Origin of the sequence: Mucilaginibacter sp. (assembly GCF_039925265.1) — a bacterium.
Classification (GTDB): Bacteria; Bacteroidota; Bacteroidia; order Sphingobacteriales; family Sphingobacteriaceae; genus Mucilaginibacter.
The window spans coordinates 129,085-147,018 of sequence record NZ_JBDSZG010000047.1 but is presented as its reverse complement, the minus strand read 5'-3'; the positions used below and the strand labels follow the sequence as shown (position 1 = coordinate 147,018).

The window sequence follows — 17,934 nt, the reverse complement described above, 5'->3', positions numbered from 1 at the left end:
TTAACGTCAAGGTATATCCAATAATTTTCAATGTAATGAAACGAATTTAACTGCCCTCCAGATAAATTGTATATTTGGTCTAAACCTTACACATGTCTAAGCTTCTACTTGTTTTAAGTTTATTTTCTGCTTTTGCTCTATTATCCAGGCAAGCAAAAGCCCAGGAAGATCAGATTTTAAACAACGGTCAGCCGTCAGATCCTGCGCACTTTAAGGGTGCTGAATGTTTATATCACTGGACGAACAACGCACTAGGTATAGGGCTACCCGAAAGCGGCACAGGTGATATTGCTTCATTTACTGCTGTGAATACAAGCAGCAAACCCATTATTGCCACAATTACAGCTACGCCGGTAGCATCAGGTTACGCATATATTTGCCATTATTATGAAGGCACGGTTTCTGTGGTTAACCTGTCTACTAATTCAATAACAACAACTATCCCCGTCGGTATCAATCCGAGCCGTACGTATGTTAGCCCTGATGGTACGAGTGTTTATGTAAGTGACTACGGCACTACAAATATATTTGTGATCAGCACGACAACCAATGCAGTTGTAGCAACTATAGATGCCGGTGTAAAACCCGGTAACGTTGTAGTAAGCCCGGATGGTGGCCGGTTATATGTCTCCGGCACGGAATCCGGAAGTGTTTTAGTAATTGATGTAGCAACCAAAGTTATTCTGGCTACCATAACGGTAGGCTCAAGCCCTCAAGGTATAGCCTTCAACCCGGATGGCACCCGTGCTTATGTAGTTAATAATAGTTCAGGCACGGTTTCTGTGATCAATACGGCCAGCTTTGATGTCATCGGTACAATACCCGTTGGTTATAATCCCGTTAACGCGGTCGTTTCACCTGATGGAAGCCGGGTATACGTCACCAATGGCAACCATACCAATACCAGTTTTGAGGGAAGTGTATCCGTTATCAACGCCATCGACAATACAGTAATTGAAACCATCATTACAGGCTCCCATCCATATGGCATTGCAATAAGTCCCGACGGCAGCCGCGTGTACCAGAGCAATAACGGCGGAGCGGATATTTCGGTGATCAATACAGCAACCAACAAAGTTATCGCAACCATCGCAACGCCGGTTGTTGGCTCGCCTACAGGTGTTTGTTTAAGCCCGGAAGGCAACTGGCTGTACGCGATCAATTTCGTGACCGGCACCATATCAGTCATTAATACTGCTACAAACATCATCACTGCCGAAATACCCGTTGGTTCTTTTCCATTAGCCCTCGGTAACTTTATCAATGGAATTGTAAATTGTAACGAAAAGGCAGTAACATTTACAATTACAGTTAATCCTACACTACCGCCAACAATCACGGCCGGTGCCATAAGCGGTACCATTTCGTCCTGTTCAGGTTCTGCATCCGCAAATCCAAATGTGCAGCAATTTGCGGTTTCAGCAAGCAAGCTAGCGGGGAACTTAACGGTAGCAGCTCCTGATAATTTTGAAATTTCAATATCTCCGGGTGCAGGATTTGCAGGCAGTATAGCGCTTAGCGCGGTAAACGGTACGGTCGATAATACGCTAGTATATGTACGATCTTCTTCTACGGCACCTGCGGGCACTATTTCGGGTGATATTATCCTGGCTTCAACCGGTGCAACCAACCAAATGGTTGGCGTAACAGGTAGTATAATCCCGGTGCCTGCCATTGATCCGGTTACCATGGAACGCATTAAAGCAGGCGATAAGACTACAGCCATTCATTTCACCGGAACCGGGGCAACCTACAACTGGGTTAACAATACGCCGGGCATTGGTTTGCCTGCAAGCGGGACAGGCGATATCCCATCATTTGTTGCTATAAATAACAGCAATTCTGCGATTACGGCAACTTTTACAGTAACGCCAATGGGTGTAAATTCAACCTGCAACGGCGCGGCGATTCAATTTACTATGGAGATAAGCCCGACTCTACCAGCTCCAAACATCAGCACTTCTGGCACGATCATGCTAAACACGACCTACGGTTCGGCATCTGCCGCGCCAAGTTTTTCCGTATCCGGGATTAACCTGACCGAAGGAATCAGCTTAATATCACCTGCAGACTTTGAATTAAGTACCGATAATATAAATTTTAACAATAATCTATCGGTCGGTTCCGCGGCAAACACGACCAACATGCTCGTGTATGTACGCCTAAAGCCTGCCTCTTTTGCCGGTAATTATTCCGGCAGCATTGTTCTCAGTAGTACGGGGGCAGCTACTATAAATCTGGCAGTTAGCGGTATGGTAATACCAGCGCCGTTAACCATCACGGTTGACAATGCCACAAAAAAATACGGGAACATACTGGCCGGCGCATCCGGTTCTGCCGCATTCAAATTATCCGGGGTCAAAAACGGTGAAACGGTTGGCACAATATCGTTAGGCTATTCGGCGGGTGCAGCGGGAACCGATGCCGCCGGCACCTATTCCGGTGCTATAATAGGTTCAGCGGCAAAGGGAGGCACATTTAGCCCCAATAATTACATTATCAGTTATGTGCCGGGCAACTTAATCATCAGCCAAGCCACATTAACTGTTATTGCTGATAGCCAAAGGAAACCCTATGGAACAGCGAACCCTGTTTTAACAGCCACATACCAGGGATTTATGAATAACGAGACCGTCTCACAATTAATCATGCTGCCTGAATTACGCACTACTGCCGGCACCAATTCTCCTGACGGCACTTATCCCATTATCGTTACCGGGGGCGCTTCTCTCAATTACACTATTTTGCCAGTCAACGGTGAGCTGGTCATTTATTCCTCCATCACGATTGCCAATACTTTTACCCCAAATGGCGACGGCATTAATGATACCTGGACCATCAACGCATTGGCCAACTACCCACATTCTACGGTGTGTATTTTTAACAGGTACGGCGATTTGGTCTATCGGGCCAGGGGATATCCCAAACCGTGGGATGGCACTTACAATGGCAAACAGCTTGCCGCAGGCACTTACTACTTCCTGATAGATCTTCAAAACGGAACTGGTCCATTGTCCGGGCCGGTAACGATCATCAGGTGATGACCTAAACTATATTGGCCTGTAGAGTCCGAAGGTGATCTCTTTATTTTTAACCAATTTGTACAAAACTCAATTTTTTCGGCCTTTCACGGTTGCCGGTTTTATCTTAATATTTTTTTGTGCTAAATGCTATTTTGCCGTAAATTTAAAGCTATGGATCACCACTTCTACAGATTTATCGTCTGTTGGCGCCAGCCCTTTAAACAACCAAAGGTTTAGGAAAGCCGGCATGCTTACGCTGCTGATGGATACCGCGGGGCTTTTAAACTCCTTTGATAAAAACAGGTTGTCGCGATTGTCGGTGTCCAGGTGGCCGTACAAGGTTTTAAACGTAACACTTTTGTGGCATGGTTGACCTTGAATACAATCTATCATCAAGGACATAAGTTTTTAAATCAATGTAACTGCCTGAAAATGGGTTTTACGCCGCTATTAGCGCCTGGCAATCAATTTAAATACTCACACATGTTGACAAGGGATCAAACCCCATTATAATGACGATTTGAGATTTTGTAAATTTCACAATGGCTATTGTCTATTAATTAAAAACAGCGTAAATCAATGGTATAATAATTGCAAAAAAAACAATTATTGGCAGTTATAAAAAGCACTTTAACTTGTTCAAATAAGGGAAGGATTTATTTTCCGATTTTCGTCTAAGTTACAGTTTATCAAAAATATTATCCATAGATTTACAAAACCGGTTCCCCCATGACCGGACGACCTTTTCACATATTCATTAAATTCTTGCTTTTATGTATAGTAAATTGCTTGTGCTTTTGTTGTTTTTTTTCTCGTTTAACCTGGCTTTGGGGGCAGTCGATACGACATCTCTTATTAAGGATAAGCCTGTGCAAGGCACTCCTGTTACGATGGGTAATAATAACTCCCCGGTTCTGGTAGCCCCGTTGCCCAGAGTAATCAAGATATCGACGGTTCATACGACCAAAGAAGAAAAAAACAATGCAAAGGCAGATGCCATCATGCCTGCAAAGAATACGGATAGTAACCCAATACTTAGTCCACAGGTAGCATACCCCGGGAATATTGTGCGTTTTACTATAAGCCACCCCCTTGAATTTTTAAAGATTCGCCCGCGTGACCAATCTAGGGTGGTTATTTATATCAACGGTGTAGAACTTAAAGGTATGTCTACTAACTGGTATAGTTCAGTGACAAATCTCCAGATCAATAATGGTAATATTCCGGGATTCCGTAATGACACGCAACTGGTTGGCAATATAATACCAATGATGGGCAAAGGACCGTAATTGAAGGGAATAATGGATCCTTAGGCATATTTGACCCCGGAGAAAACATAACACAGTTTACGCAAATTACTAACCTGAAACCTGGTTTATACAGCCTGCCAGACACTTCCGGTACCGCAGCGGACGGATATGAAGGAACTAAAATTGTTTTTACATGCTATGATCAAATGTTCGACAAAGCAACAGTGAGTGGTTTTATCATACAAGAATGTATTGATAACTAATTTCCACCAAGTTTAAATTACAATGTCGGTTAAGGTATAGCTGGCATTGTAATACTTGTAGGTTAATTCCAATTGAAAGCCCATAATAATATGTACTGCGTCACTATGTATTTCCTGTTTATGTATAATAAATACATTTCCTGCTATCCCGGTAAAAACAACCGCCGATGCCACCTTTGACCCGGGTGCAACCAGTACCAATAAAACGATCCCGGTCATTTATACCAGCGATCATCCTGCTGTAGCGGAAATCGTAAGCGGAAAGATCGTGATCAGGGCTGCTGGTTTAACGAACATCACGGCCAGCCAGGCCGGCAATACGGAATACCTGGCAGCAACGCCGGTAACCCGGCCGCTGGAAGTGAAGGAGCCCCAGCCACAAACCATTACGTTTGCGCCGATACCTGCCAGGACCTATGGAGATGCCGCCTTTTTCCCGGGTGCGACCAGTACCAATCCGACAATTCCCATTGATTATACGAGCAGCGATCATGCGGTGGCAAATATGATCGGCGGCAAGGTGGTCATTACCGGCACGGGGACCGTTACGATCAGGGCAAGCCAGCCCGGCAATGCTGCCTATTTACCTGCTGACCCGGTAGAGCAAACATTTTTGGTACAAGCAGCAACGCTGACCATCACGGCGGATCATCAGGTACGCCAGGGTAACATAGCCAATCCTGTTCTTACCGTAAGCTACGTCGGTTTTGCCTATAGCGAGGGGCCTTCGGCGCTTCAAACCGCCCCGACCGTCAGTACGGCTGCGGACATTTCCTCGGCCCCCGGGGACTACCCGATAGTCGTGCAGGGCGCGGCTGCGGCAAATTATGAAATCGTTTATGTGAACGGTACGATGAAGTAAGTATGCCCTTTGACGAAAATCAGCTAACAACGGATTATATTAATGCTACAAAGCAAATCGTAACGGATGCATGGTTTGGTTTCGATGACCAGGAATTCCCTATCTTATTTCCATCGCAATCGCCCAAAATAATCCCGGCGGATTTGATGTTCGGCGCAAAAAAACCGTACCCGCTAAACTGCAAAACCCTCGAAACTTTACGGAAAGTTCGTGGATTTTTTGTTTTCACTTACTATATTCCATACAATTTCCTATTAAAGTAGTTAGAATTTACATTATACATATTTTTTACAGGTAATGGCCTTTCTTCAACTATTTTGATTAGTAATTGGGTTTTTCTTAAGGATTCAGATGTAGACAAACCGGTCTACAGAAACTTGATTTTATAGACTTAAGCAGATTTTTAACAACGAACGTTAATACTTCTAAAGCCCAAACTAAGAAAACATCTTTCTTATAGCCGGCGTATCGTAAATGATTAACCGTTAATTTGTTACCAGTTTAATAGGAATTGATATATCTTTTTCAACGTCAAGGATGTGCAAAGCTATATCCTTGACACTATTCGGTACCTCAAAAGTTATGGTCCCAACCTGTTCTGCGTGGCGTGCAACCAGTTCACTTAAATCTCCCGAAGGTGCGGTAAGAGATCCATCAATACTTAGCCTGAACCCTTCGTTCCAAAAGGTAGCCGGAGAATAATTGCTGTTGTTTTTGTAATTGATTTTAATTTTTAGCAAGTTGGTTTCCGGTGTTATGGCCTCAAGTGATGAGCCAAGTATTTTATAGTCGTGATCTTCAATTTTTACAGCCGTTAAAGCAAATACCGGTTTAACTTTTTTAACCACCGTTTGCTGCTCTGCTTGTTTACCAGGCAAGCTGTCTGCATCTTTTTTCACTACTATATCTTTTTTAGCAGGCGCCTTGTTTCCCCCTGTCGGCTTGCTGAATACACCTGCCCCATTTAATGCCACAACTAAGCCGGTAACCGCAGTTACTACTGCAGCTAAGCCGGTAATAATTCCGGGCAGTGTTGTCCAAAAGTTTTTTTCTTCTGACATAAAAAGATAATTTAATAAAGACCTTATTTATAAGTGACTAAGCAGATCATACTATTTTGCGCTCAGTGTATTCTCATTCGTTGATTAAAGAAACAGTAATCCAAGGTCAGAATTTTTAAGCGACCAGCTAATATTAAATGAGGTCGTCCTCATAAATCAATTTATGTTTTAGCGCGAAAATTATTAACCCGCCTAAATTTTTAACTTTTAACTTTTCGTAAATTTTAATCCTGCAGCCCTCAACCGTACGTTTGCTTAAATAAACAGTATCTGCTATTTCCTGTGCCGTTTGCTGCCGGCAGATCATCTGTATAATGGTTCTTTCTCTTTCGCTTAGGTCAATAATTGGCTCCGGCGTACTTGCTTTGAATTTGCTGCGCACAATCATACCGGCAAGCGCGGTTGATGTTTTAGCACAATAATAATTTTTGCCTTCGTAAACGGTAGTTATAGCTTCAGATATTTCGTTTTTGTGCGCGTTTTTTAGCAAATACCCTTTAGCCCCTGCTTCAAGCATTTCCACTATAAGATTTTCTTCGTTGAACATAGATAGGGCGATAACCTTAAGTTCTGGTTGAACTTGTAACATTTGCCGGGCACTGGCTATCCCATCTAAAACAGGCATCTTAATATCCGTCAAAACCACATCAGGGTTGGTGTTTTTAACAATATTCAGCAATTGCTCGCCATTGCTTGCCCGGCCAACTACATTAAATCCCTGTTGGCGAGATAACATTAAAGATAATCCATCCAGATAAATTTCATGATCATCTGCTATTACAATATCAATATTATGATGCATGGTTATGATTTATTAGTTTACCTTTTATTCAACTAAAATTAAAAATTAACGTTATCAGAACTTAATGGATAGGCACTTTTATTAAATAGGTACACCCATGATTTACATCTGATGTAAGCGTTAAACTGGCATTTAATATTTCGCAACGGCTTCTGATGCTGCTCAACCCTAAGCCCCTGGTTTCTTTCCCGGTTTCAGTAGGGTTAAAACCTTTACCGTTATCAATAGACATCACCGTAACTTGCTTGCCTGCAAAAGCGATGATCAATCTCAAATTTTTGGCCATCGCATGTTTCATAGTGTTGTTCACTATCTCCTGAATGATCCGAAAAAGGTGAATCTCAATCGTTTGGGGCAGCTTTATGTCCATTTTAGCATCAAAATCAATTTCTAACGTTTTAGCGTTGTTTATTCTGAAAAGATACTCTTCTATCGTTTTTATCAAACCGTTCCTGCTTAGGCCTTCCGGCGAAAGGTTGTAAGAAATTTGCCTTAACCCGGTGATCGTATCATCTATGTGTGTGTTAGCAATATTAAGCAACTCCCTATTTTCTGCACTGATATTTTCGATGCTTTGCATATACAATTTTACCGAGGAGAGCAGCGGGCCAAGGCTGTCATGCAAATCATTTGCTATACGTTTGCGCTCTAATTCCTGCATGGTTATTTCTGCGCGTATCATATCTTTCTGCAATCGTATATAACGCCTGTGATATCTTACAACTGATATCACAAAAAACATGATGATCAGCGCTATGATAACTGAAGTACTAACAACGGTGTAAAATAATTTATCCTCCATTAATAACTTTGAAAGTTGTTTTTCTTATTACTGCAGGCAACGTAGTTATACCTGTAAATAAGCCATATGGTGCAGGCATACATCACATTAATAGCTGCGTTTACATAGGCAAATAGTACAATTATCTTATTAGCAACTACAGATTTGTCTGAACCTATAAAAAAAGATGCCTCATAAATTATTTGATAGATGAAAAAAATTATAAATGAAAGGCACAACAGAAAAACCGGGTTTTTGACTAAGCTATTCCGCTGATCTACCATACACCGGTTTATTAAATTGATACTTAATAACACGATCAGGAAGGCATATAATACCCTAAAATAAGGGCTGAAATTGTCGATGTTTTTAAAAGCTATATTCTCCGTAAGCCAAAACACGGCACATACTATAATTAAGCCATAGAAAATAACAGGCGACTGCCTGCTGTTTAAAATATGAAGCTGATAAATTATTAAACAGCATTCACACAAGCTGTATATGTTGATTACTAAAGCATTGCTTGCCCTTAAATATTCAATGTCGTAATAACTAAGTAACTCTGCTGCAAATGACATTAATAGCACGCAAAAAAATGGCAACCAGCAGTCTTTTATCTTTTTTATAGCAAGCAAACCCACTATAATGGGCAGCAGAATAGACTCGCTCAACAGAAAGGTGAATACTGTTCTCATGCTAAGCAGGCTTAGTTAACAGTGCTTAAAGTGCTGCACAATGTCGGGCATCGCTGCCCCACTTCCAATATGATCGCCGAAGAACGGTCGGAAGAAGCAGTATAAGCCATTCTTTTCAAAGTATCGCGTTTGCCGAGGATATCCTCTCCCTTTGCATCAACACCTACTAACACAAATCGGATAAGGCCTTTATCATCCTGCCCAACATAAATACGCATACCTTTTGCTCCTTTTTGGTTCAACAATAAGGCAATTGCGTCGCGGTTAAACATTTCTGCCTCGGGCATACTAAAGCTTTTGTCAAGATAATCGGGGTTTCTAAGTTGTCTCAATAACTCAATTTTCCCCTGGCGATAACGTTTAGTTAATTCTACTGCTTTACTTACAGATATAACATGCCTTTGCGCATTCCTTTGGTCATAGGGTATCTCTCCGGTACCGTGCTTTTGTTCCTGGCATGCGGTTAACAAAGCTGCCGTTAATACTCCCTGCACCAGCAGGGTAAATGAAGATTTAAAAGTGATCATATGCATCGATTTTGTGGGTTACAGGGCTATCAGAACAATTTATCTATAGTTAATTATACCAACCAAAAGTAAATAAAGCATCAGCCATACCCATGCGTATTTATACGCAAATATCTACGTAGCAATACGCATAACTTTCAGTATACCTACTGTTTACCTCCAATTGAATTTGCCTCAACTTTGAATTGTCCGCTTATGAGAACAATAGGCGATAACAAAATAATTAACTAAAGATAAATACTTTTTACTATGTCTGCAATTGATGAAAAATACAATGATCTGCTCTCGCAGGGGGTAGATCTTGGAGGAGCAATAACTGATGAAACGCCTTTGGCCGACGGCGTTGGGTACAGCCGGTCTTATGATGGTGGCACCATTTATTACCATCCGGATTACGGCGCATTTGAGGTGAACGGCGACATATTGGCAAGGTACCTATACCTTGGTGCAGAGCAAAGTTATTTGGGTTACCCGGTAAGCGATGAGCAGGATGATACAACGGATAACGCAATTATTGCGCGCAAAAGTGAATTTGCAAACGGTGTTATTACATGGACAACTACAGATGGGGCCATAGAAGCATATTATGATGGTGGCTCCAATACATCAGAAGAGGAAAACACCACATCAGAAGATGAAAATACATCTGAAGAAGAAAATACATCTGAAGAAGAAAACACCACTAGTGAGGAAGAAAGCACTTCAGATGAAGAGAATATACCTGAAGAAGAAAATACTACTACTGAGGAAGAAAGCACTTCAGATGAGGAGATTACTAACGAAGAAACGCCGGCCGTGCCATCTGAAATTGATACCTGGCTGAGTAACGATTACCCTACCCGTAAAATTACCGTAGGGCAGGCATTACAAATTGTAGATTATTTAATAAACCAGCCTGATGCCCAGTTGCAGATAAACGGCGGCGCTGTTAATCAAACCAATGTTACTAACGTAATAAGTGGCAATGGCGAAACAAAAGCTGTTGTGCGTGCCTATCGCATTAAGCCTGATGTTATAAACGGCATTCAGTTTAAGTATCTAACCGGTACTACTGCCAGGGTGATAGGGTTTATGGATAATATAGACCCCCGCATGATCGTGTTCCTTTACAAAATGACTACCTGGTTTAGAGATGTTTGGGGGCCAAATAACAATTGCACCGTTACCGAGGTACATCATATTGGCATAGGCCACGGTAACCCAAACCACCTTTTTGACTGCCACAATACCGGCAGGGCAATTGATTTTGGCGGCCTCGCGGGCACGCAGTCAGACGGGTCGCCTTTTACGCTCAACATCCTGAACGATTGGGGTAAAAAGCCCGAAGTTACCAGCGGCGGCAAAACCTGTTTCAGGTTGCAGGAAAGTGATGGCCTTATTTACAACCTGGCCCGCGACTATTATGGCTACACTATGCAACACTGCCAGGATAAATCACAAAACCAGGATGACCTGCTGAGCGATAGCGAACAAGCCGATAGAATGTTGGAATACAACCGGCCTACGGTTTCGTCCTTCATTTGCCACCCCGATCATCCCGACGCTGCACTCAGAAAAGCACATGCCAACCACTATCATGTGCAAATAGGGGCTACTAACTATGAGGCAAACCCGCCATTGTAAGCAGTTAATATCAAATAAACATTCAATCTAATTAATAACCACTAATCTTTTTTACCATGTATGTAGAATTTAATGGCTCGGCCAAAGGCCCTCTTTGGGGCGTAAATACCGTTCAGGTAGCTTACTCAGATGCAGGCGAAACGTATACTTTACAAATCTTCCCTGATATCTGTAATGATGATCTTAAAAACTCCGGTAAACCGATGCATTTCTATATAATGCCAAACTCGGTAAGGATGGCCAGGAATGACGATGGCAAGTACCAGTTCCATTTCACTAAGTTTTCCGGCATTTTAACAGAAGACAGCAACATTGGCACCAAGGGCCAGGAGGAAGTGGCAGGTGGTATGGTATCGTTCACCTCCACACTGGAGTTGCCACCGGGCGTAATAGATAACCTGAAAGACCAGATTGCGCAACAAATAAAAAAGAATGCCAGCCTCAACAGCCACCCGCTATTTATGTTTAAAAACCCGGATGCGCCAGCTTTTGAATTGGGTTTTGTGCCGGTTGAAGAGAATATAGTAGCCATATCTACCGCCTCGCTTAATGAGATAAACGACCCTGCTAAACAACAGGAAGACAGCGATAAATGGCTTTGGGAAATGCAGGGCGACGGTAAGGGCTCTCTTGACCCGAACGGTAAAAACGCCTGCACTGCCATGATGGGCCAATTCCCTGCAGCGCTGGTTGAAGCCGGCTTTAAGGGAGATAGCGGGCCGCTATTTGTACAAAATGCACTTAAGCTGCGCTTTTATATCCCATCTATCGAGATCAAAGTGGTGGCAGATTATTCAAAGATCCATAGCGCCTATGCCACAAATTCCAAGTATAAAGACAATTGGACGCAGAGCAACATCCATAGCATGTTTGAAGAAAACAACTTATCCGGGTTTTGCAAAACGATCATCACCTATGGTGATGCAGAACTAACTGATAAGGACAAGGAGCTTTACAACGATATGGCTGCCCAGGGCAAGGCGCTGATAATGGAGAACGTTAAAAAGTTCATATTTGACCGCCAGCCGGTTCAACTGGCTCCTGCCGAAGCTGCGGAAACCAAATCAAGGCAGTTAGAGATCCAATCGCACAGGTCATCATCATGGCTTGGCCTGGTAAAATCAAGCAGCACCACTTATAGCTGGAAAGACAGTGATAATGGTTACAGCTACGCACTAAACCAAAACTTCTCTGCTGATACCGTCCACATGGAAGACAGCACCGTTATACAAGGCCCCTATTTTAAAACAACCGTAGTAAGCGGCAATATGCGCGGCTTTTTTCAGGAGCTGAGTAAAGACCCTAAAGCAAAGGATGAGTACTTCAGCTTTGTAAACATGGGTGATGCCTTCAAAAAAATCCACGTTATAGCAACATCAAGGGCAAACTGGCCAACTGAAACCATCCAACAACCTTTAGATAAGCTACTGCTATCGGTAGGTTATCGTGATTCAAACGGCGTTGTGCAGTATCGTAACTCCGGCAGGTACTATGATACGCTGGCCGGCAAACTTTCTGAAGACTTTGCCCCCGCCATCTGGACAAAGGATAACAAAGACAGGGTATACGTATTTGATTTTGCGGTAGATGACAATGTACCTGCCGACAAACGTAACCAGATATCGATTAAGCGCACCATCACTTACAAAGAAGATGAGCGTGTTAAAATAGACGATGATAATACTGTTGAAATACCCGAAGAAACAACCACCAATACGCAGGTAGAGATCAAAGCGGACTTGGTAGGGCACTTAAAGGTAGCGCCAATCTACCTGGCGGCAGATCTGAATAAGCACATGCAGGTTGAAGTGACTTTCAATAAAGACGGCTTTTCGCCATCGACCATCATGTTCACTGCCGACAATGCCACAGAAAAACCCTCTTTTGAAATTTGGACAGCTGATGCCGGTCAGGTAATGAAATGGTCATACAAGGTAAAAGTAACTTACAAAAGCTACGGCCCGCTTGATGCCATTATTTACGAAGGCGACGAAGTTGCAATGTCTGGCAGTTACCCCAATGGCATCTCTATCAACCTGCCTAAAATGCCCGATGGCCTGCTTGACCGTTTAACGGAATACAAGCAAAAGTCTAAACAGCTCGACGAGCTTGATGCCTAAGCCTTTCCTCAGCAACCTGCACGGTTAAACCGTGCAGGTTTATCAAACAAAAATACTCACCCACAAAATTAAATGATCATGCCTTACGAATTTACAGGAACGCCAATTGGTCCTTACTATGGCGCAAACAGAATGCTGGTTGTAAAAAACGACGAAGAAGGGAATACTTATCAGCTTAACATATTTCCGGATCTGTTTAATGAACAGCTGCGGGCAGCGGGCAGGCCGCTTCAATTCTGGTACTTGCCGGATTCGCCCCGCATGGCCCGTTTTGAGAATGGCGATTATATGTTCCATTTTACAAAATTTGCCGGTGTTTTAACAGCAGACGATAATATTGCGGTGGCCTCGCCCGGGCAGTTAGAAGTGGCCGGTGGTGTACTGGCATTTACATCTACATTAAAAATACCCGATAGCGTTATTACTAATGCTATTGCCGAGCTTAAACAGAACATCACCAACAACCCAAGGTACAGTGCCGACAGGTTGTTTAAAGCCGGGGGCGACACTCAATTGGTAGACCTTGGTGTGGTACCAATTATAGATAACGATGTTTACATTTCATCTTTATCGCCTGAAAACATTGCCGACCCCAACACGCAAAGACCGGATAACCCATGGTTATGGAAAATGCAGGGCGAAGGTAAAGGAACCATTAACCCGGTAGGTAATAACGCTTACACTGCTATGGTGGGTCAGTACCCGGCGCAATTATTAGAAGCTGGCTTTCACGGTGCGTCAAGTCCGATATTTGTGCATAACACCTTAAAGCATAAGTTTTACACAGGCTCTTTCAGCGCATCCATCCATGGCGATTGGAGCGCAATTTACAACCACTTTTCTGCTGATGTAAAGGCATCATACCTGTTTGTAAAAGGCGAAATACAGGCCGCGTTCAACAGCGCAGTTCAGAAGGGTATCATCAAAAAATCAATCACTATTGATAACGAAGTTTTGACACCCGAACGCGAAAAGCAATACGAGGCGCAGGTAGACAAAACCTTCGACAAGTTCATGGAAGCGGCCCAAAAAGTGATCTTTGATCCGCAACCGCCAAAGGTAGAAAATGCAAAGGCGGCCGATACCGGCGCAATAGGTGTGAGCTTTGCGCTGAAATTTGAGCACAACGAGACGCATTTACAGCTTGATTTCCAGGAAGAGATCAACGAAACTTATATAAAAGATAACACCATATCTGCCCACCTGATGGGTTTTTATGAGACCTTAAAAGACGACCCTGCCAACGAGGCTAAGTATTTTGATACGGTGCACATGGCTGAAGGCTTCCGCAAGATCCACGTGATTGCATCTGCCCGTGCTTTTTGGCCGGACGAAAACGGCAACGGAGGCGACCCAATAGACAGGCTGTTACTGCAAGTTGGGTATCCCGATAGTACCGGTGCTATCGTATATAAAAATTCCGGGTTGTTCATGGATAATGTGGGTGCAGAAAAATCTACAGCAACCGCACCGGCTATATGGACCCGCCAGTTTAAAGACCGGATCATCATTTTTGATTTCGAACGCCAAAATAACCTGCCGGCTGATAAACAAAGCACCATTTATATTAAACGCGAAATCCGTTTTCTGGAAAAAACTAACGTGGAGGTGCCAGGCCGTACAATAAATATCGAAGATGAGGCTACTTCAGAACACAGCATCGAAGTAAAAGCGGAAGTGTTAGGCACCCTGCGTGTTGGCCCTATTGAACTGGATACCACGCTTGATGACCGTACCAAAATGATGATCACCTTTAAAAGGCTCGATCGCGACCCGGTTACGCTAAGGTTTACGGCTGATACACTTGGTAACCCGCAATTTTTTGAAGCCTTTACGGCCGACCCTAAGGATGCCGTAAAATGGAGTTACCAGGTAACCCTGATAATTGAAAGCCGTGTACCGGGCATACCATCCATTACTTACACCGGCGAAGAGATTGAAATGGCCGGTAGCGTACCGCTTATTGCCAAAACGCCGTTGCCACCTGCTGATATTAAAGAGCAGATAGAAAAGCTTAAAAAAGCGGCTGAAGACCTGGTAGACTTTTAATAACCCAGCATGCCACAAATAAAAACAATAGAAGAAACCAATAAGCAACACCTGGAATGGCCAACCATTCCGGGTGTTATAGCCCGGCTGGACCTTAGGGTGAAGCAAAGCAGCGACGCTTTTGGCAAAATATCCTTCACTGCATCAGTATACATTAACGAGAATAGCGGAGATGCTTTTGACGGGACACTGATTGACAAGATATTAATGCAAACCGGTTACCCGGATAGCAGTAACTACTTTGCCTTTAAAAACTCAGGCACCTTGCTCAATAGCGATCGGCAAACCTTGCAACCGATGATTTGGGTAGCCAGTAATAGCGGCAGCATATTAAAAACAGCTTTTGCCGGTAACAGCAACGATACGGTATTGGTGAGATATACCCTACAGTTTAACCTGCAAAAGGCAAAAGCGGTGGGCCTTGCGGATACCTTTTCGTCAGAAACCATGATAAAGGTGAGTAACGATGCAACCACCAGTTGCCTGGTAACCATAACAATTAATTAGGGGGATAGTACAATGACAAACATTCGATTCAACAAAATTAACCCGGCGCTTTTTACCCGGATACAACCTATAGCAAACACACCGCCGGATACTGCTACGGTTAGCGCTGCAATAGCAAGGCTTAATACAAGGATAGCTTTTCAGGAAGTTGCTGATGTGCCAAGGGTAGATTATATTATGCCGGCAGAGGTAGCAGTTACCGGGCCTATCCTTGATGATGGTGCTACAACCGTATTCCAGGATGTGCACGGCAATGGGCAGTGGCTCCTGCCAACCTTTACCAAAAAAGATGCATTACAGGGTGGCTTTAATTTTACCTGTATAAAAAACGGTAAAACAAGCGATAGTGCTGGTAACATTATTGATAATTATACGGGTACCGTAACCATTAACCTTGATACCAATTTGCCGGCTCCAGATCAGGATGTTACGGTGGCAGGGGATAAAGTATTGCCCTTAAATAACATTACGGCAGTTCTTAATTTTAAACTGGCCAATGGGCAGGTGCTTACTTATCAACCGGTTGTTGCAATAGCGGGCACGGTTTGCACCTTAACTTTTAATGCAGATGACCTGGGCGTTTTAACAAAACTCTACACGATCCTGTCAGACCCTACATCATCACCTTTTTGTACACTTGTTATTCAGGGCACTTACTGGGGTTTCAGGAAAAAGGAAGCGCCGCAAAAATTAATCAAGTTCCGGAATTTTGTGCAGCTAAACCGGGGTATAACTTTTAAGCCACGCTTTAAACCATTGGAAGTGCAACCGGCATTTTCTGTAAATCGCCGCATTTTAAAAACTTTGGAACCGTTTGAAACGCCGGAGATTACCGATCTTCCGGACCCTTATGTAGCACCAGAGAACAATACCCCTACGGAGCCGGAACCTGAGCCTTATGTAGAACCGGAAATTAACAATACGCCCGAACCCGAACCGGAGGTAATACCACAAGATGATGCGCCAAAATATGAACAGGTAGGCAATGTGCCATATCTTACGATTATACCTGTAAGTTTTGATTGTGCAACTTATCCTAACAATTACATAGTTACAGATGGCGATAGCCAAACAGTTTTTGGATGTAACCCTCCTTTTGATACCAGCATTGTAAGGAAACACACTTATGCACCATTTTCTATCTTAACGGGTTCGCTTTCAGAACAGCATTATGGCATAAACGCTATTTACCGGAACCAGTTAAATAACAACTACCTGATTGTACCAGAGCAGTACCTGATAGTTTTAGAAGATCCGTCTGACACCGGGCAGCTTGTTCCATCGGCATATCTTAATACTACCGTAGATTTTAACGATGCGGATGGTATAAGCAAATCAACCGCGAACTTTAAGTTTAATGTTGCACCTAATTTATCGGCATGGCAGGTTCGTAAAATAAAGGAACTGATCGTAAAAAACCTGCCCCAAAACCTGGGAAAGACCGTTAATGATATCTACATAGAATATCCGCAGGTTTTAGATAACGCACAGGATCAGCAATTATTTAACGGGCACAACATCCCGGTAGTAGAGGCAGTAAACCAGGGTACTGCTACTAGCAAAGCTGATAGCTTAAACATATTTCATATTGAGTTTAAGCAAGTGCCTATTCATGATGGTACAGCTGCAACTATAGCAGGTTTGCTAAAAGCAACGGCCGGCGGCCTGGTAGATAAACTTGTCTGGAAAGTTGATACCCCTGCAGATATTGTTGTGCAATCTGCAGTTAAGCTATCCCTGTTTACAGTTACCGGCGATGCCCTGCGTTATATGGTAGATGTTGCCAACGATGCCAAATACCTATCTAACAACAGCTTGTATGATGTAATTATCAATAGCTACATTAACAACGGGACATCCGCAGATGTTACTCCTGCTGCATTGATTGAAGGTAACAATACGGTAGCAACTTCAGCTTTAAGTTTTGGCCCGGCAATTACCAATGTAAGCGATTTAAACTACGCTTATAAAGCAAACGATGACTACGTAAAGCAGGTTCTTAAAGAGTTGCGTTTTAACGCCGATGAGGTTGATGACAGTATTATTGTAACCAATAATACAGGCTTGTTTGCCAAGCACAACATAAAGCAAATAGATTTTAACATCAGCATCACCAAATCCGGAGATACAGACCCGGCGAACGTGCTTACATCCGCAACAAAGAGCATTACCGAAGACGGAGCTATAAATCACATCCCTTTTATTTTGCCTGTAGCTAATTACTTAAGTAACTGGTCGGCCATTTATTACACAGTGATATCATTCACAGATGGTACAGCTCAGTTAGCAACAGACCCGGTGCTGATTGATGACATCAACAGAATAGGCAAGGTGATCAATCTTACCGCCACATCATTAGGATTAAACTAAA

General features: G+C 43.1%; 14 protein-coding genes. 8 read left to right on the top strand and 6 right to left on the bottom strand.

Going from position 1 to position 17,934, the window contains the following annotated elements; genetic code table 11:
• The first annotated feature begins 92 nt into the window (after positions 1–92).
• Positions 93–3,041, top strand: a complete 2,949-nt coding sequence (locus ABIX36_RS22085) for an MBG domain-containing protein (RefSeq protein WP_348084337.1) — start codon at positions 93–95, stop codon at positions 3,039–3,041.
• A 129-nt stretch (positions 3,042–3,170) separates the two neighbouring features.
• Here ABIX36_RS22085 and ABIX36_RS22080 read toward each other — a convergent pair whose 3' ends face one another.
• Entirely contained in the window at positions 3,171–3,416 is a 246-nt protein-coding gene (locus ABIX36_RS22080) for a hypothetical protein (RefSeq protein ID WP_348084336.1), read from the bottom strand.
• Positions 3,417–3,796: 380 nt separating this feature from the next.
• Between ABIX36_RS22080 and ABIX36_RS22075 the strand changes: the two genes are divergently transcribed.
• Positions 3,797–4,312 (top strand): hypothetical protein, encoded by a 516-nt coding sequence (locus ABIX36_RS22075; protein WP_348084335.1) that lies wholly within the window; start codon positions 3,797–3,799, stop codon positions 4,310–4,312.
• Positions 4,313–4,548: 236 nt separating this feature from the next.
• On the opposite strand, the gene ABIX36_RS22070 is transcribed toward ABIX36_RS22075, so the two are convergent.
• Positions 4,549–4,755, bottom strand: a complete 207-nt coding sequence (locus ABIX36_RS22070) for a hypothetical protein (protein ID WP_348084334.1) — start codon at positions 4,753–4,755, stop codon at positions 4,549–4,551.
• 49 nt (positions 4,756–4,804) lie between these two features.
• Between ABIX36_RS22070 and ABIX36_RS22065 the strand changes: the two genes are divergently transcribed.
• Positions 4,805–5,398, top strand: coding sequence for an MBG domain-containing protein (locus ABIX36_RS22065; protein WP_348084333.1), 594 nt, complete (start codon positions 4,805–4,807; stop codon positions 5,396–5,398).
• A 485-nt stretch (positions 5,399–5,883) separates the two neighbouring features.
• Here ABIX36_RS22065 and ABIX36_RS22060 read toward each other — a convergent pair whose 3' ends face one another.
• The 4 genes from ABIX36_RS22060 to ABIX36_RS22045 form a co-directional block, all read right to left on the bottom strand.
• Complete coding sequence (locus ABIX36_RS22060; protein WP_348084332.1) at positions 5,884–6,459, bottom strand: hypothetical protein; 576 nt, start codon at positions 6,457–6,459, stop codon at positions 5,884–5,886.
• A gap of 133 nt (positions 6,460–6,592) precedes the next feature.
• The gene (locus ABIX36_RS22055) at positions 6,593–7,261 is read right to left on the bottom strand and encodes a response regulator transcription factor (protein WP_348084331.1); all 669 of its coding nucleotides are present in this window, start codon (positions 7,259–7,261) and stop codon (positions 6,593–6,595) included.
• A 61-nt stretch (positions 7,262–7,322) separates the two neighbouring features.
• Complete coding sequence (locus tag ABIX36_RS22050) at positions 7,323–8,063, bottom strand: ATP-binding protein (RefSeq protein ID WP_348084330.1); 741 nt, start codon at positions 8,061–8,063, stop codon at positions 7,323–7,325.
• 685 nt (positions 8,064–8,748) lie between these two features.
• Positions 8,749–9,264 carry a hypothetical protein gene (locus ABIX36_RS22045; RefSeq protein WP_348084329.1) on the bottom strand — a complete coding sequence of 172 codons (516 nt, stop codon included), beginning with the start codon at positions 9,262–9,264 and terminating at the stop codon, positions 8,749–8,751.
• A gap of 249 nt (positions 9,265–9,513) precedes the next feature.
• Between ABIX36_RS22045 and ABIX36_RS22040 the strand changes: the two genes are divergently transcribed.
• From ABIX36_RS22040 to ABIX36_RS22020, 5 genes are all read left to right on the top strand, one after another.
• On the top strand, positions 9,514–10,887 hold the full coding sequence (locus tag ABIX36_RS22040) for a hypothetical protein (protein WP_348084328.1): 1,374 nt from the start codon (positions 9,514–9,516) through the stop codon (positions 10,885–10,887).
• A 56-nt stretch (positions 10,888–10,943) separates the two neighbouring features.
• On the top strand, positions 10,944–13,007 hold the full coding sequence (locus tag ABIX36_RS22035) for a hypothetical protein (protein WP_348084327.1): 2,064 nt from the start codon (positions 10,944–10,946) through the stop codon (positions 13,005–13,007).
• A gap of 78 nt (positions 13,008–13,085) precedes the next feature.
• A complete protein-coding gene (locus ABIX36_RS22030) occupies positions 13,086–15,056 on the top strand; it encodes a hypothetical protein (RefSeq protein WP_348084326.1) in 1,971 nt (656 codons plus the stop codon).
• A 9-nt stretch (positions 15,057–15,065) separates the two neighbouring features.
• Positions 15,066–15,563: a hypothetical protein gene (locus ABIX36_RS22025; RefSeq protein ID WP_348084325.1), complete on the top strand. Its 498-nt coding sequence runs from the start codon at positions 15,066–15,068 to the stop codon at positions 15,561–15,563.
• 12 nt (positions 15,564–15,575) lie between these two features.
• A complete protein-coding gene (locus ABIX36_RS22020; RefSeq protein ID WP_348084324.1) occupies positions 15,576–17,933 on the top strand; it encodes a hypothetical protein in 2,358 nt (785 codons plus the stop codon).
• Position 17,934 lies beyond the last annotated feature (1 nt).

Bases quoted from the DNA above. Each gene is read 5' to 3' on its own strand.
- ABIX36_RS22085 (WP_348084337.1), top strand. From the start codon at position 93: ATGTCTAAGCTTCTACTTGTTTTAAGTTTATTTTCTGCTTTTGCTCTA.
- ABIX36_RS22080 (WP_348084336.1), bottom strand. From the start codon at position 3,416: ATGATAGATTGTATTCAAGGTCAACCATGCCACAAAAGTGTTACGTTT.
- ABIX36_RS22075 (WP_348084335.1), top strand. From the start codon at position 3,797: ATGTATAGTAAATTGCTTGTGCTTTTGTTGTTTTTTTTCTCGTTTAAC.
- ABIX36_RS22070 (WP_348084334.1), bottom strand. From the start codon at position 4,755: ATGACCGGGATCGTTTTATTGGTACTGGTTGCACCCGGGTCAAAGGTG.
- ABIX36_RS22060 (WP_348084332.1), bottom strand. From the start codon at position 6,459: ATGTCAGAAGAAAAAAACTTTTGGACAACACTGCCCGGAATTATTACC.
- ABIX36_RS22055 (WP_348084331.1), bottom strand. From the start codon at position 7,261: ATGCATCATAATATTGATATTGTAATAGCAGATGATCATGAAATTTAT.
- ABIX36_RS22050 (WP_348084330.1), bottom strand. From the start codon at position 8,063: ATGGAGGATAAATTATTTTACACCGTTGTTAGTACTTCAGTTATCATA.
- ABIX36_RS22045 (WP_348084329.1), bottom strand. From the start codon at position 9,264: ATGATCACTTTTAAATCTTCATTTACCCTGCTGGTGCAGGGAGTATTA.
- ABIX36_RS22040 (WP_348084328.1), top strand. From the start codon at position 9,514: ATGTCTGCAATTGATGAAAAATACAATGATCTGCTCTCGCAGGGGGTA.
- ABIX36_RS22035 (WP_348084327.1), top strand. From the start codon at position 10,944: ATGTATGTAGAATTTAATGGCTCGGCCAAAGGCCCTCTTTGGGGCGTA.
- ABIX36_RS22030 (WP_348084326.1), top strand. From the start codon at position 13,086: ATGCCTTACGAATTTACAGGAACGCCAATTGGTCCTTACTATGGCGCA.
- ABIX36_RS22025 (WP_348084325.1), top strand. From the start codon at position 15,066: ATGCCACAAATAAAAACAATAGAAGAAACCAATAAGCAACACCTGGAA.
- ABIX36_RS22020 (WP_348084324.1), top strand. From the start codon at position 15,576: ATGACAAACATTCGATTCAACAAAATTAACCCGGCGCTTTTTACCCGG.